The 12255-nt window shown below is 70.8% G+C and carries 13 protein-coding genes; 5 read left to right on the top strand and 8 right to left on the bottom strand.

The features are described from left to right. The 4 genes from ACLQ25_RS31755 to ACLQ25_RS31770 form a co-directional block, all read right to left on the bottom strand. A partial coding sequence (locus ACLQ25_RS31755; protein ID WP_425734417.1) for a hypothetical protein occupies nucleotides 1-1029 on the bottom strand: 1029 nt, incomplete at its 3' end. A 223-nt stretch (nucleotides 1030-1252) separates the two neighbouring features. Beyond that, nucleotides 1253-2221, bottom strand: a complete 969-nt coding sequence (locus tag ACLQ25_RS31760) for a LacI family DNA-binding transcriptional regulator (protein ID WP_425734427.1) — start codon at nucleotides 2219-2221, stop codon at nucleotides 1253-1255. Between the two features lie 72 nt (nucleotides 2222-2293). Further along, nucleotides 2294-3673 carry an FAD-dependent oxidoreductase gene (locus ACLQ25_RS31765; RefSeq protein WP_425734418.1) on the bottom strand — a complete coding sequence of 460 codons (1380 nt, stop codon included), beginning with the start codon at nucleotides 3671-3673 and terminating at the stop codon, nucleotides 2294-2296. 23 nt (nucleotides 3674-3696) lie between these two features. Next, a complete protein-coding gene (locus ACLQ25_RS31770) occupies nucleotides 3697-4830 on the bottom strand; it encodes a carboxylate-amine ligase (RefSeq protein ID WP_425734419.1) in 1134 nt (377 codons plus the stop codon). 170 nt (nucleotides 4831-5000) lie between these two features. Here ACLQ25_RS31770 and ACLQ25_RS31775 point away from each other — a divergent pair, with 170 nt between their 5' ends. Further along, nucleotides 5001-5294 (top strand): DUF6412 domain-containing protein, encoded by a 294-nt coding sequence (locus ACLQ25_RS31775; RefSeq protein ID WP_357133867.1) that lies wholly within the window; start codon nucleotides 5001-5003, stop codon nucleotides 5292-5294. 97 nt (nucleotides 5295-5391) lie between these two features. Continuing rightward, entirely contained in the window at nucleotides 5392-6150 is a 759-nt protein-coding gene (locus ACLQ25_RS31780; RefSeq protein ID WP_425734420.1) for a YidC/Oxa1 family membrane protein insertase, read from the top strand. 18 nt (nucleotides 6151-6168) lie between these two features. Here the strand turns inward: ACLQ25_RS31780 and ACLQ25_RS31785 are convergent, their stop codons facing one another. Continuing rightward, entirely contained in the window at nucleotides 6169-6840 is a 672-nt protein-coding gene (locus ACLQ25_RS31785; RefSeq protein WP_425734421.1) for a DedA family protein, read from the bottom strand. A 94-nt stretch (nucleotides 6841-6934) separates the two neighbouring features. Then, nucleotides 6935-7549, bottom strand: coding sequence for a DUF1349 domain-containing protein (locus ACLQ25_RS31790; RefSeq protein WP_425734422.1), 615 nt, complete (start codon nucleotides 7547-7549; stop codon nucleotides 6935-6937). Nucleotides 7550-7620: 71 nt separating this feature from the next. Here ACLQ25_RS31790 and ACLQ25_RS31795 point away from each other — a divergent pair, with 71 nt between their 5' ends. Together ACLQ25_RS31795 and fabG are read left to right on the top strand one after the other, a co-directional pair. Then, nucleotides 7621-9273 carry an alpha-amylase family protein gene (locus ACLQ25_RS31795; RefSeq protein WP_425734423.1) on the top strand — a complete coding sequence of 551 codons (1653 nt, stop codon included), beginning with the start codon at nucleotides 7621-7623 and terminating at the stop codon, nucleotides 9271-9273. Nucleotides 9274-9316: 43 nt separating this feature from the next. Beyond that, nucleotides 9317-10075 carry a 3-oxoacyl-ACP reductase FabG gene (gene fabG / locus ACLQ25_RS31800; RefSeq protein ID WP_425734424.1) on the top strand — a complete coding sequence of 253 codons (759 nt, stop codon included), beginning with the start codon at nucleotides 9317-9319 and terminating at the stop codon, nucleotides 10073-10075. Between the two features lie 32 nt (nucleotides 10076-10107). Here fabG and ACLQ25_RS31805 read toward each other — a convergent pair whose 3' ends face one another. Then, nucleotides 10108-10524, bottom strand: coding sequence for a hypothetical protein (locus ACLQ25_RS31805; RefSeq protein WP_425734425.1), 417 nt, complete (start codon nucleotides 10522-10524; stop codon nucleotides 10108-10110). Next, complete coding sequence (locus tag ACLQ25_RS31810; RefSeq protein WP_425734426.1) at nucleotides 10517-10909, bottom strand: hypothetical protein; 393 nt, start codon at nucleotides 10907-10909, stop codon at nucleotides 10517-10519. Before ACLQ25_RS31810 ends, ACLQ25_RS31805 begins: the two co-directional genes overlap by 8 nt. A 380-nt stretch (nucleotides 10910-11289) precedes the next feature. Between ACLQ25_RS31810 and ACLQ25_RS31815 the strand changes: the two genes are divergently transcribed. Next, nucleotides 11290-12192 (top strand): Gfo/Idh/MocA family protein, encoded by a 903-nt coding sequence (locus ACLQ25_RS31815; protein WP_425734428.1) that lies wholly within the window; start codon nucleotides 11290-11292, stop codon nucleotides 12190-12192. Nucleotides 12193-12255: the final 63 nt, after the last annotated feature.

Genomic DNA, 12255 nt, shown 5'->3' on the forward strand with positions numbered 1-12255 from the left:
CTGAGCCGCGACCGAATAGGAATAGGAATTGGTGTTCGCTGGCAACTGGTTGTGTGGCGGGTCGATGACCTGTTCGTTCTGGTGCGCCTCGACGGGCGCCCTCGGTCTCCATCTCTCGGGCAGTGGGATCCTGCCTGGCGCCGCGTTCTGCGGGTCGCCCCTCGGGGGCAAGCGGTCGGGGTTTGGCTGCAGGGTGGAGTAATTGCCGTCTATGTTCAGGGTGAACGAACGTCTGGGCAGTCCGTGGGCATCGGTGAAATCGTTCACCACCGACTGGCTCACAAAGCTGATGTTGGACCTGGCGAGTCGGCCGGTGGCGCCAGCCCAGGCCGCGATGAGTGGCTGATCGACGATGCCGGGGTTGTCGATGACCTCCTGATAGGCCACCGGTACGAACGGTAGCGGCGGCCAGCCGGCGGGCGGGTTAAGTCGCCGAGCTGCCGCGAACCTCCGGTCGGCACCACCGGGGGCAAGCTCAGGATGGTTTGTCAGGAAGTGGTTTCTGCCAAGCCGCTCAGACGTGTAATAGCCGGGGGGCAGCCCGTGCGACCGCGCAAAGTCATCCAACACTCCCTGACTCAAAACAGCGAGGCTGTGGGCGTTACGCGTCTTTCGGCCTGTCGCCTGTGTCCAGGCCACCACGATGCGGGCGTCGGCGACGCCGGGGTTGTCGATGACCAACTGATAGGCCGCCGGGGTGAATACCAGCCGCCAGCTGGCGGGTGGGTCAAGTCGCCGAGCTGCCGCGGACATCGGGTCGGCACCACCGGGGGCAAGATTAGGATGCTTCCCCAGGAAATATTCCAGGCCCTTCGACTCCAGTGTGTAGTAGCCGACGGGGAGCCCGTGCGACTGGGCAAAGGCATCCAACACTGTCCCGCTCAACCGACTGTGCTTAGTGGTGCCACGTCCAAGTCGGCCCGACTTGTGTGCCCAGTGCATCGCGATGCTGGTATCGGCGAGGCCCGGGTTGTCGATGATCTGCTGGTAGGCCATCGGCGTATAAACGGGGGCGGCTCGTTTGGGCATGCTTCTGGTCCTCTCGCGCGGGTGGTCGCTGTCTAGCTCCCCAACGGCGCGTCCACGACGAAGGTTCAACACGAAACCGGCCCACAAGTCCATGATCGCCGTAGCCGCCATCCCGAGACCTCCGCGATCTTGCACTTTCTGTCCCGACGAAACGGTCGGACCCGCGCAAAACGGCGACAGAAAGTGCAAGATCGGCGGGCGGGCGCCGTGGGCGGGGTGGGGGTTAGGGGAGGCCTCGGTGTAGGAGGCGGGTGGGGAGGACTGTCATCGACGGTGGGGAGTCGTCTCCGGCGATCCGCTCGAAGAGGCGTTCGGTGGCCACCCGGGCCAGTTCGCGCGTGTCGTAGGCGACGACGGTCAGCGGCCGGGGCATTAGGTGGGCCAGCTCGAAGTCGTCGAACCCGACGAGCGCCGCGTCGCTGCCCCGGCGGTGCAACTCCTGCAACGCGCCGACCGTCAGCCGGTTGTTGCCGCAGAAGAAGGCGGTGGGCGGGTTCGGGGAGTCGAGCAGGGCGGCGACCGCCCGCCCGGCGTCCTCGGGGGCGATCAGGTGGTCGCGTACCAGGGAGTCGTCCGGCTCGACCCCGGCGGCCGCCAGCGCCGTCCGCGCGCCGACCAGCCGCTCGCGCATGGTGGGCACGCTCGGCGCGCCGAGCAGGAGAGCCACCCTCCGGTGCCCCTCGTCGAGCAGGGACTCGACCCCGGACCGGCCGCCGCCGGAGTTGTCCAACAGCACGGTGTCGGCGAGCAGACCCTGGGGTGGCCGGTCCACGAAGACCACCGGCATGCCCAGCTCGACCTCGCGGCGTAGGAACGAGTGGTCCGGGCCGGCCGGCACGACCAGCAGCCCGTCGACGCGGCGTTGGGTGAAGTCCTGCAGGACGGCGCGTTCGCGTTCCGGGTCCTCCTCGGAGGAGGCGGTGATCAGCATCGTGCGGTGCGCGGCGGCGATCTCGGCGGCCACGCTCGCGATCGTGGCGTAGAACGGGTTGGCGATCTCCTCGATCAACAGCCCGACGGTGGCGTTGAGCTGCCGCGAGCGCAGGTTGCGCGCGATGTCGTTGCGCCGGAAGCCCAACTCGGTGATGGCGGCCAGCACCCGGCCGAGCAGCTCCTGACCCACCGGCTCGTCGTTGACCACCCGGGAGACCGTCTTCAGGCTTACTCCGGCGTGCCGGGCGACATCGACCATGGTCGGTCGTCGGCGCGCGGCGGTCCTGGTCGGGGTCTGGGTCACGGGGTGGACCTCCACGGCGGGCGCGGGTCAGCGATCGAGAGCGGCGAGCGCGTCGACCGCCTTGCGGGCGGCGATCAGCACCGGATCCCAGACCGGCGCGTACGGCGGAGCGTAGCCCAGGTCCAGTGCGGTCATGTCGTCCACGGTCATGCCATTCCACAACGCGACGGCCAGAGTGTCGATCCGCTTGGCCGCCTCGGACCAGCCGACGATCTGCGCGCCGAGCAGACGGCCGCTGGGTCGTTCGGCGATCAGCTTGACGGTCATCGGCCGGGCGCCCGGGTAGTAGCCGGCCCGGTTGGTCGATTCGGCGATCACCGATACGAAGTCGAAGCCGGCCTCCGAGGCGTCCCGCTCCCGCAGGCCCGTCCGACCGACCTCCAGTTCGCAGACCTTGGTCACGGCCGTGCCGATCACGCCGGTGAAGGTGGCGTACCCGCCGCCGATGTTGATGCCGGCCACCCGGCCCTGCTTGTTGGCGTGGGTGCCGAGTGGGATGTACACCGGCATTCCGCTGACCCGGTGCAGGGTCTCTACGCAGTCACCGGCCGCCCAGAATCCGGGGAAGCCGGGGACCCGCATCCGCCGGTCCACCCGGATCGCGCCGGTCGGCCCGAGCGGCAGGCCGGCGGCCTCCGCGAGCCCGACGTTGGGGCGTACGCCCAGACCCAGGACCACGACGTCGGTCGGGATCGGCCCCTCGGCGGTGACCACGGCGGACACCCGGCCGTCCCGCTGGTCGAGGCCGGTCACCGGTAGGCCGGCGCGGATGGTGATGCCGAGGCCGCGCATGGCCTCGGCGACGAGTTCGGCCATGTCGGCGTCGACCGTCGACATGGGTTGCGCGGCCTGCTCGACGAGCGTCACCGACAGGCCGCGCTGGATCATCGCCTCGGCCATCTCGACGCCGATGTAGCCGCCGCCCACCACCACCGCCCGGCGCGGCTGCGGCTCGGCGTCCAGCCATTCGCGCAGCGCGGCGCCGTCGTCGAGGGTCTGCACCCCGAACACGCCGGCGACGTCCGACTGCGCCCACGGGGGCTTGGTCGGTGTGGCGCCGGCGGCGTACATCAGCTCGTCGAAGCGTTCGGAGACCTCGCCGCCGTGGTCCAGGTCCCGGGCGACCACCTCGCGCCGTTCGAGGTCGATGGCGGTCACCTCGTGGCGCATCCGTACGTCGATGTCGAACTTGGTGCGGAACGTCTCCGGGTCGCGGGCGATCAGATGCTCCGGGCCGGGCACGAGCCCGGAGATCCAGTAGGGGATGCCGCAGGCCGAGTAGGAGGTGAAGTGACCTCGCTCGAAGACCACGATCTCCAGGTCGTCCCGGTTGCGGCGGCGGCGTGCCTGGGACGCCGCCGACATTCCGGCGGCGTCCCCGCCGATGACGATCAGTCGTTGCGCCACAGGATCATCCTGTCACGCGGCGCTCAGCCGCGGGTCTGTCGCGCCACGTCCTGTACGACGTCGACGAGCCGTCCGGTACGGGCGTACACGGCGCGCTGCCGGGCCGCGCCGGTGCCGTGGCGGCGCAGCCCGCCCAGCAGGTCGGACACCTCGGCCCAGTCGCCGTGCCGCTCCAGCGCCGGCCGGATCCGCTCCACGAACCGGTCCAACAGCTCCCAGGCGGGCTTCGGCTCGCCGGTGGTGACGTCGACGCCCTCGCCCTCCAGGCCGTCGTGGGCGGCCCGCCAGTGCGCGGCGACCAGCAGGTGGTGGTCGGTCCGCAGCGCGGGGCGGCCGGCCTCGACGTCGTCCATGGCGGTGGCCACGAGCGCCCGGACCAGCGCGGCGACCAGCACCGCGTCGTCCACGGTCGGGCAGACGTCGCCGATCCGCAGCTCGACGGTCGGGTACTTCGCCGACAGCCGGGCGTACCAGTAGAGCATCCCCTCGTCCAGCATCACCCCGCTGGAGATCAACTGGCGGATGAGCCGCTGGTAGTGCTCGTGCGACTCCAGGAAGGGCGTCGGCGCGACCGACGGCCAGCGCTCCCACTCCACCGACCGCCAGCTCGCGTAGCCGGTGTCCTCGCCACGGGAGAACGGCGAGTTGGTGGTGACGGCCTGTAGCGTCGGCAGCCACGGCCGGACGTGGTTGAGCACCTGCACGCCGGTCTCCGGATCGGGGACGCCCACGTGCACGTGTATGCCGTTGTTGCCGGGACCGGGTACGAGCAGCCGGAACCGTTCGATCATCCGGTCGAAGCGGGGCTTGTCGACGACCGGCGGCACCGGGCCGTCCACCGGGCCGGTGCCGATGGCCAGCAGCCGTACGCCGGCCCGCTCGGCCGCGTCGGCAAGGGCCTTACGGAGTACGCCGAGGGAGTGCCGGATCGAGGACAACTCCAGCCCGGGCGGCGAGCCGATCTCGATCTGGCTGGTCTGGAACTCGCGCTCGACCTGACCGCGTAGTTCTGCCGGGACCTGTTCCAGCACGAGGTCCACGGCGGGCACCGCGGCGCCGGTGTGGGGGTCGACGAGCAGGAACTCCTCCTCGACGCCAACGGTGAGCACATCGGTCCCCGCGGTCGTCCCGTGCGCCTCCGCCACCTGCCCCGTCATCGCGCACCACCGTCCGTTTCTGCCGCCCGCGGTCCGTCCGCGCCGGTCGGACGTTGGTTACCCAGAGTGGTAACGCCCGGAAACGTGGTGACGGCACGGCGTTCCCGGCGTGTCGCCGGACCATCGGCGATCCGGCCGGAGGACGTGACACCGGGTCCTAGGCTGAACCCGTGCCGGTGCTGCTGGGATTCCTCTGGGCCACGTGGATGTCCGCGTTCGCCCAGCTCGGCATGCTCGCCGACCGTCCGGCCGACCTGCTCGCCGGGGCCGCGCTGACCGCCCTGGTCCTCGTCGCCGCGCTGCTCGCCGCGCGCCCGCTCGGCCCGTCCCGCGCACCCGGTGTCGCGCGACGCTGGGCCGGGCTGCGCGCCCGGGCCCGCAGCCGCCGGACACCCCGCCAGATCGATCCGGACGCCGCCGGCCGACCCCGCCCCCGCGCACCCGGACGCCCCCGCGCCGCGTAGCGACACCTCGCCGCGCGGCCGATCCCACCGTCATCGGTCCTACGTGCCGTCCACGACGGCTCCAGGACCCACCGGAATCGGACCGAGGGGTTTTCCCATGCTCGCCTTCGCGCCACTGCAAACCGTCGTCGGCGTCGCCGGCAGCGCGTTGTCCTGGCTCACCGACCTGCTCGAACCGCTGGCCGATGGAACGGCGACCGTCGCCGCCATCGTGCTGCTCACCGTCGCCGTCCGGCTGCTGATCACACCGCTGACCGTCGCGCAGGTCCGCGGGGAGCGACTCCGCGCTGCGCTCGCCCCACAGGTCCGCGAGCTACAGCAGCGGTACGCCGACGACCCGGCGACCCTCCAGCGCGAGGTGTTCGCGTTGTACCGCTCGGCCGGCGCGAATCCGGTCGCGGGCTGCCTGCCGCTGCTGATTCAGGCGCCGTTCCTGCTGGTCCTGTACCGGCTGTTCGCCACCGACGAGGGCGGCACGGGACTGCTCGACGAGCGGCTGGCCGGCGTACCCCTGGGTCACCACCTCAGCGACGGGCTGGCCGGCGCGGCCGGACCGCTCTTCGCCGGCCTGCTGGTCCTGCTGCTGGCGCTGGCCTGGTGGTCGTCGCGGCGTGCACGACGTGCGTCGGCGGCGGTCGGCACGGTGGCCGGTACGCCCACCGAGGGGCCGGGGGCGGCCACACTCGGTCGGCTGCTGCCCCTGCTGCCGTTCACGACCGTGGTGGTGGCGCTGGTGCTGCCGCTCGCCGCGGTGATCTACCTGGTGACGACGACGGCCTGGTCGGCGCTGGAGCAGGTGGTGCTGCGCAGGCCGCAGGCAGCGCCGGCACCCGCCGCAGGGCAACAGGTGCCCTGATCGCGGCGAGGGGGCGGTTCAGCGACCGGCGGTCACCGACCGCCGGTCGTCGCGTTGCCGGTTACGGCGGATCTTGCGGGCTACCCAGCTGACCACCATGACGACGAAGACCGCGCCGATGGCGTAGTTGAACCAGTCGCTGTACCGCTCGACGTTCTGCCACCGGCTGCCCAGCGCGTAACCGGCCCCGACGATGATGGCGTTCCACACGCCGCTGCCGATCGTGGTGAGCAGGACGAACTCGCCCAGCGGCATCCGGTTGGCCCCGGCCGGGACGGAGACCAGGCTGCGGACCACCGGCACCACCCGGCCGATCAGCACCGCCCAGCGGCCGTGCCGCTCGAACCAGCGGTCGGCCCTCTCCAGGTCGTCGCGGTCCACCAGCGGGATGCGGTCCAACCAGCGCTTGAGCCGTTCCTCGCCGAGCGCCGCGCCGAGCCAGTAGAGCACCAGCGCGCCGACCAGTGAGCCGACCGTCGCGGCGACAATGACGAGGACGACGTTGAACTGACCCTCGTGGGCCAGGAAACCCGCCATCGCCAGCACGATCTCGCTGGGGATCGGCGGGACGATGCTCTCCAACGCGACCAGCAGGGCCACGCCGACCGGACCCATCGCCTCGATGACGGACGCCACCCACCCGGTCAGGCCGGTGAACTCGGAGGGGTCACCAGTCTGGGCGTACGCCATTGGTCATCCTTCCGACGGGCCTACGGGGGGATGAAGTTGTCATACCCCATGCTCGGCGTGGCACACCTGCGGGTGATCCGCACCACGGACGGGTTCAGCCCTCCGGGTGCAGCGCGGTGTCGGCCGGGCCCTGTCGCCAGGCGGTGAACGCCACCGTGAGGCCGCCGCGCGTCGGCGCGCAGCAGAACGGGCCGGCCATCGCCTCGGCCTCCGGGTCCAGCGGGGCGAGTCGGACCAGCCGCCACGGCGCGTCGGCCACCCGCGCCCGTACGGTCAGCGCGTCACCGGCCCGACTGACCCGCACGGTCACCTCCTGACCCGCCCACCCCGGCACCGGGGCCACCGACCAGTCGGAGAACTCCCGGGTCACCACGGCACCGAGCTGAGACTCGCCGTCGCTCACCTCGACACCCGCCTTGACCCACGTCCGCTCGTCCACCCGGACCAGCACGCCGGCCTGGTCGAACTGCGCGGAGAAGTCGAGCAGGAAGCTCACCTCCATGGCCGCGCCGACGGGTAGCGGCGCGAGCAGCGCCGGCCCGTTGTCGTGGACGAAGCCGTAGCTGGTCCGTCGCCAGAAGTCGGTCTCCGCCCCGGCTTCGACGAGCAGCTCACCGGCCGGACCGTGTTCGGCGCGCACCGGCGGCTGCAACCACCGGCCCCGGGACCAGTCCAACTCATCGCTCGGCGGTACGAGGTCGGTCTCCATGCCGGGCAGGGTACCGACCGCCGCCGCCCGTCAGGTTTGCCATGGAGATCAACTGGAGAGATTTTCGCGGCATGGGTGACCGTTGGTACTCCGAAGCCGTCGTCTACTGCCTCGACATCGACACGTACGCCGACTCGGACGGCGACGGTGTGGGCGACATCCGTGGTCTGATCGGCCGGTTGGACTACCTGGCCCGGCTGGGCGTGACGTGCCTGTGGCTGCACCCGATCCACCCGTCACCGAACCGCGACGACGGGTACGACGTCACCGACTTCTACAACGTCGACCCCCGCTTCGGCACCCTCGGTGACTTCGCCGAGTTGCTGCACCAGGCGCAGAACCGGGGCATCCGCGTGATCATCGACCTGGTGGTCAACCACACCTCGGACGAGCACCCCTGGTTCCAGTCCGCCCGTTCCTCGCCCGACTCGCCGTACCGGGACTGGTTCGTCTGGTCCGACACGGAGCCGGACGACCGCCACCAGGGCATGGTCTTCCCCGGGGAGCAGAAGGAGACGTGGAGCTACGACCGCACCGCGAAGGCGTGGTTCTACCACCGCTTCTACAAGTTCCAGCCGGACCTGAACTTCGCCAACCCCGAGGTTCGGGCCGAGGTCAAGAAGATCATGTCGTTCTGGCTCCAGCTCGGAGTCTCCGGCTTCCGGATGGACGCGGTGCCGTTCATCATCGAGTTGACCGAGCCGGGCAACCCGGACTCCCCGAAGGACTTCGAGTTCCTCACCGAGATGCGCCAGCACGTGCAGTGGCGGCGGGGGGACGCCGTCCTGCTCGCCGAGGCGAACGTCGAACCGGACCAACTCCCGACGTTCTTCGGCGACGCCAGCGGCTCCGGCAACCGCATCCACATGCTCTTCGACTTCATGCTCAACGGCCGGCTCATGCTCGCCCTCGCGCGGCAGGACCCGGAGTCGCTGATCGAGGCGTTGCGTGACACGCCGAAGCTCCCGGTCGGTGGGCAGTGGGCCACCTTCCTGCGCAACCACGACGAGATCGACCTGTCCCGGTTGACGACCGAACAGCGCAACCAGGTGTACGCCGAGTTCGGCCCGGACGAGAACATGCGCATCTACGACCGGGGCATCCGCCGTCGGCTCGCCCCGATGCTCGGCAACGACCGGCGGCGCATCGAGCTGGCGTACGCCCTGCAGTTCTCCCTGCGCGGCACTCCGGTGCTGCGCTACGGCGAGGAGATCGGGATGGGCGAGGACCTGTCGCTGCCCGGTCGGGAGGCGATCCGTACGCCGATGCAATGGTCGTACAAGCCGAATGCCGGCTTCTCCACGGCGGATGCGGAGAAGCTGGTCCGCCCGGTGATCGACAAGGGTGACTTCGGCTACCAGAACGTCAACGTCACCGCCCAGCGTGGCGACCCGAAGTCGCTGCTCGCCTGGTTCGAGCGCATGATCCGTACCCTTCGGGAAGCCCCCGAGATCGGCTCCGGCTCCACCACGCACATCGACGTGGAGATGCCGCCCGGGGTGCTGGCGCACCGCGCGGACGGGCCGACCGGCACGATGGTCTTCGTTCACAACCTGGGTACCGACGACGTCGAGGTGGACCTGAGCAGCCTCGAAGCGGAGGCCGACCTGCCGATCGACGTGCTCACCGACCGTGGTTACGGCGAGCTGGGCAAGCTCGGCGCGGTGAAGGTCTCCGGGTACGGATACCGGTGGATTCGCCTATGCCGGGGTCGGGGGTTCTGAGGCTAAGCTCCTTCGATCACCCCAAAGTTACCCGGAGGTAATCATGTCGGAGGAGCACCGCGTCGCCATCGTCACCGGAGCCGCACGCGGTATCGGTGCCGCCACCGCCCGGCGGCTGGCCGCCGACGGGATGGCAGTGGCGGTCGTCGACATCGACGAGGCGGCCACCAAGGAGACGGTGGACGCCATCGCCGGCGCGGGCGGCCGTGCGCTCGGCGTGGGTGCCGACGTGTCCGACCGCGACCAGGTCGGGGTCGCCGTCGAGCGGGTCGCCGCCGAACTGGGCGCTCCCACCGTCCTGGTCAACAACGCCGGCGTGCTGCGCGACAACCTCCTGTTCAAGATGACCAATGCCGACTGGGACACGGTCATGGGCGTACACCTGCGTGGGGCGTTCCTGTTCAGCCAGGCCGCTCAGAAGCACATGGTGGACCGCAAGTGGGGGCGGATCGTCAACCTGTCCAGCACCTCCGCGCTGGGCAACCGGGGGCAGGCGAACTACGCCGCCGCCAAGGCGGGCCTCCAGGGCTTCACCAAGACGCTCGCCATCGAGCTGGGGCCGTTCGGGGTGACCGTCAACGCCGTCGCGCCGGGCTTCATCGTCACCGACATGACGGCGGCCACCGCCGCCCGCATGAAGGTCGACTTCGAGGACTTCCAGAAGCACGCCGCCGCCGAGATCCCGGTGCGCCGCCCGGGACGCCCGGAGGACGTCGCCCACACCATCTCGTTCCTGACCAGCGAGGGTGCCGGCTTCGTCTCCGGTCAGGTCATCTACGTGGCCGGCGGCCCACGGGCCTGACCCGCGCCGCTTCCGTTCCGCGGCCCGGTCGGTCAGGCCGGGTCGCGGCGGGTGCGCCAGAGCCAGTAAAGGCCCAGCACCGGCAGGACGAGCGGGATGTAGCCGTATCCGCTACCGAACTGCGACCACACCGTCTCGTCGGGGAAGAGGGCCTTGTCGGCCAGGCTCAGGATGCCGACCGCGACGACACCGACCAACTCCACCGAACAGCACACCAGCGCCACCCGTCGACCGGTGTGCCCGCCCCAGGCCAGACCCACCGCGGCCACGATGTAGATGAGCGCGGCCAGGGCGGAGAGCAGGTACGCCACCGGCGCCTCGTCGAACTTCGTGGCGATCTGTAGGCCCGCCCGACTCGTCGCCGCGATGGCGAACAGCAGGTAGACCGCGATCAACAGACGGCCGGGGCCGGAGTTCGTGCGCTGCCGGGCCGGACGAGTCTCAACCACCGAGGACCTCCCAGGTCTGCTGCAACCGCACCACCACGACCGGCGTCACCAGGCAGACCGCGCAGACGATCGCCGACCCCCACCGGGTCGGTTCCATCCGGGCCAGCACCCAGGCCAGCGGCGGCAGACAGACCAGCGTGACCAGGTAGCCAAAGAACGCGCCGGGCTCGCCCGGCCGGTCGCCGCCGCCGACCGCCACCAGGGCCAGCACACCCAATGCGAGCAACACCAACTCGAGTACGGCCAGACCGGCGAACTGCACCCGGTCCGGCGGCCGGTGGCGTACCGCCGCGACCAACGCCCACACGGCGACGAGCAGCGACAGCACGATCGACACCGTCGCGAGGAGCCCGTCCACCGGCGAGCCGGCCGCCGCGCTGGTCATCGGCCCCACCCGGTCGTCGCCTCGGTCACCGGCACAGCCTACTAACCGTCGTAGTACCCGCCGCGCGCTGCCTGGCCGGTGCCGCCCACGCATTCCCGCGCGCGGCCGACCGAGGGGTGCGCAAGCGCTGTCGAGCTGCCCCAGAAATGGGGCAACGCCCACACCCGCCGCACCGGCCCACCGCCAGCGCAAGATCGTGCTTGATCCAGGAAACAGTGCCTTCGTGTGCGACCGAGGCCACCGGATCCTGGATCGAGGGCGATCAAGCAGGCTGGACGCGCTGCCATGGTTGGCGACCCGCCACCGGTGCGGCCAGCCGGGCGACTAGCGTGGATCAGGTCCGTGGCGTCGCCACGGTGGGGGAAACGGCGGAGGTACACGTGCTGCGGTTCGGCTTGTTCGGCACCGGTCACTGGGCGATCGAGACGCACGGGAAGGCGCTGCACGCCCACCCGGACGCGGAACTGGTCGGGGTGTGGGGGCGTAATCCGGAGCGGGCCTCCGCGCTGGCCGAGCGGTACGGCGTGCCCGCGTACGCCGACGTCGACGCCCTCATCGAGCAGTGCGAAGCTGTCGCCGTCGCGCTGCCGCCGGACGTGCAGGCCGACATCGCGGTCCGTGCCGCCAACGCCGGCCGGCACCTGCTGCTGGACAAGCCGTTGGCGCTGACCGTGGACGACGCCGACCGGGTGGTCGCCGCTGCCCAGGCGTCGGGGGTGGCCTCGGTGGTGTTCTTCACCCAGCGGTTCCAGCCGAACGTCACCGCGTTCCTCGCGTCGACCGCCGCTGCCGGTGGCTGGCAGCACGGCCGCACCACGGCCTTCGCGTCGATCTTCCAGGACGGCAGCCCGTACGGCGGCTCGCTGTGGCGTCGCGAGCACGGCGCGCTCTGGGACATCGCCCCGCACGCGCTCTCGATCCTCCTGCCCGTGCTGGGCAAGGTGACCCAGGTGGCCGCGATGGACGGCCCGAGCGGGATGGTGCATCTGCTGCTCACCCACGAGGGCGGTGCGACCAGCAGCGCCTCGCTCTCCCTGGACGCGCCGACCGAGGCGATGGCCCGGGAGTTCGTGTTCTACGGCGAGAACGGTATCGAGACCGTGCCGCACGGCGAGAACGACGCCGCGACGGCGTTCGGTGTGGCGATCGACCAGCTCATCGAGCAGGTCCGGACCGGTGCCCGCGACCACCGCTGCGACGTCCGCTTCGGCCGCGAGGTGGTCACGATCATCGCCGCCGCCGAGGAGGCCCGCCAACAATCCCGCACGATCCCCCTCCCCTAACTCGAAAATCGAACCGTGCGTAGACACGCGGCAGCATCCCGCGTCGCGAAGCGGCGTGGGATG

The sequence above is a fragment of the Micromonospora sp. DT44 genome, from assembly GCF_049841635.1.
In the GTDB taxonomy this organism is placed as follows: domain Bacteria; phylum Actinomycetota; class Actinomycetes; order Mycobacteriales; family Micromonosporaceae; genus Micromonospora.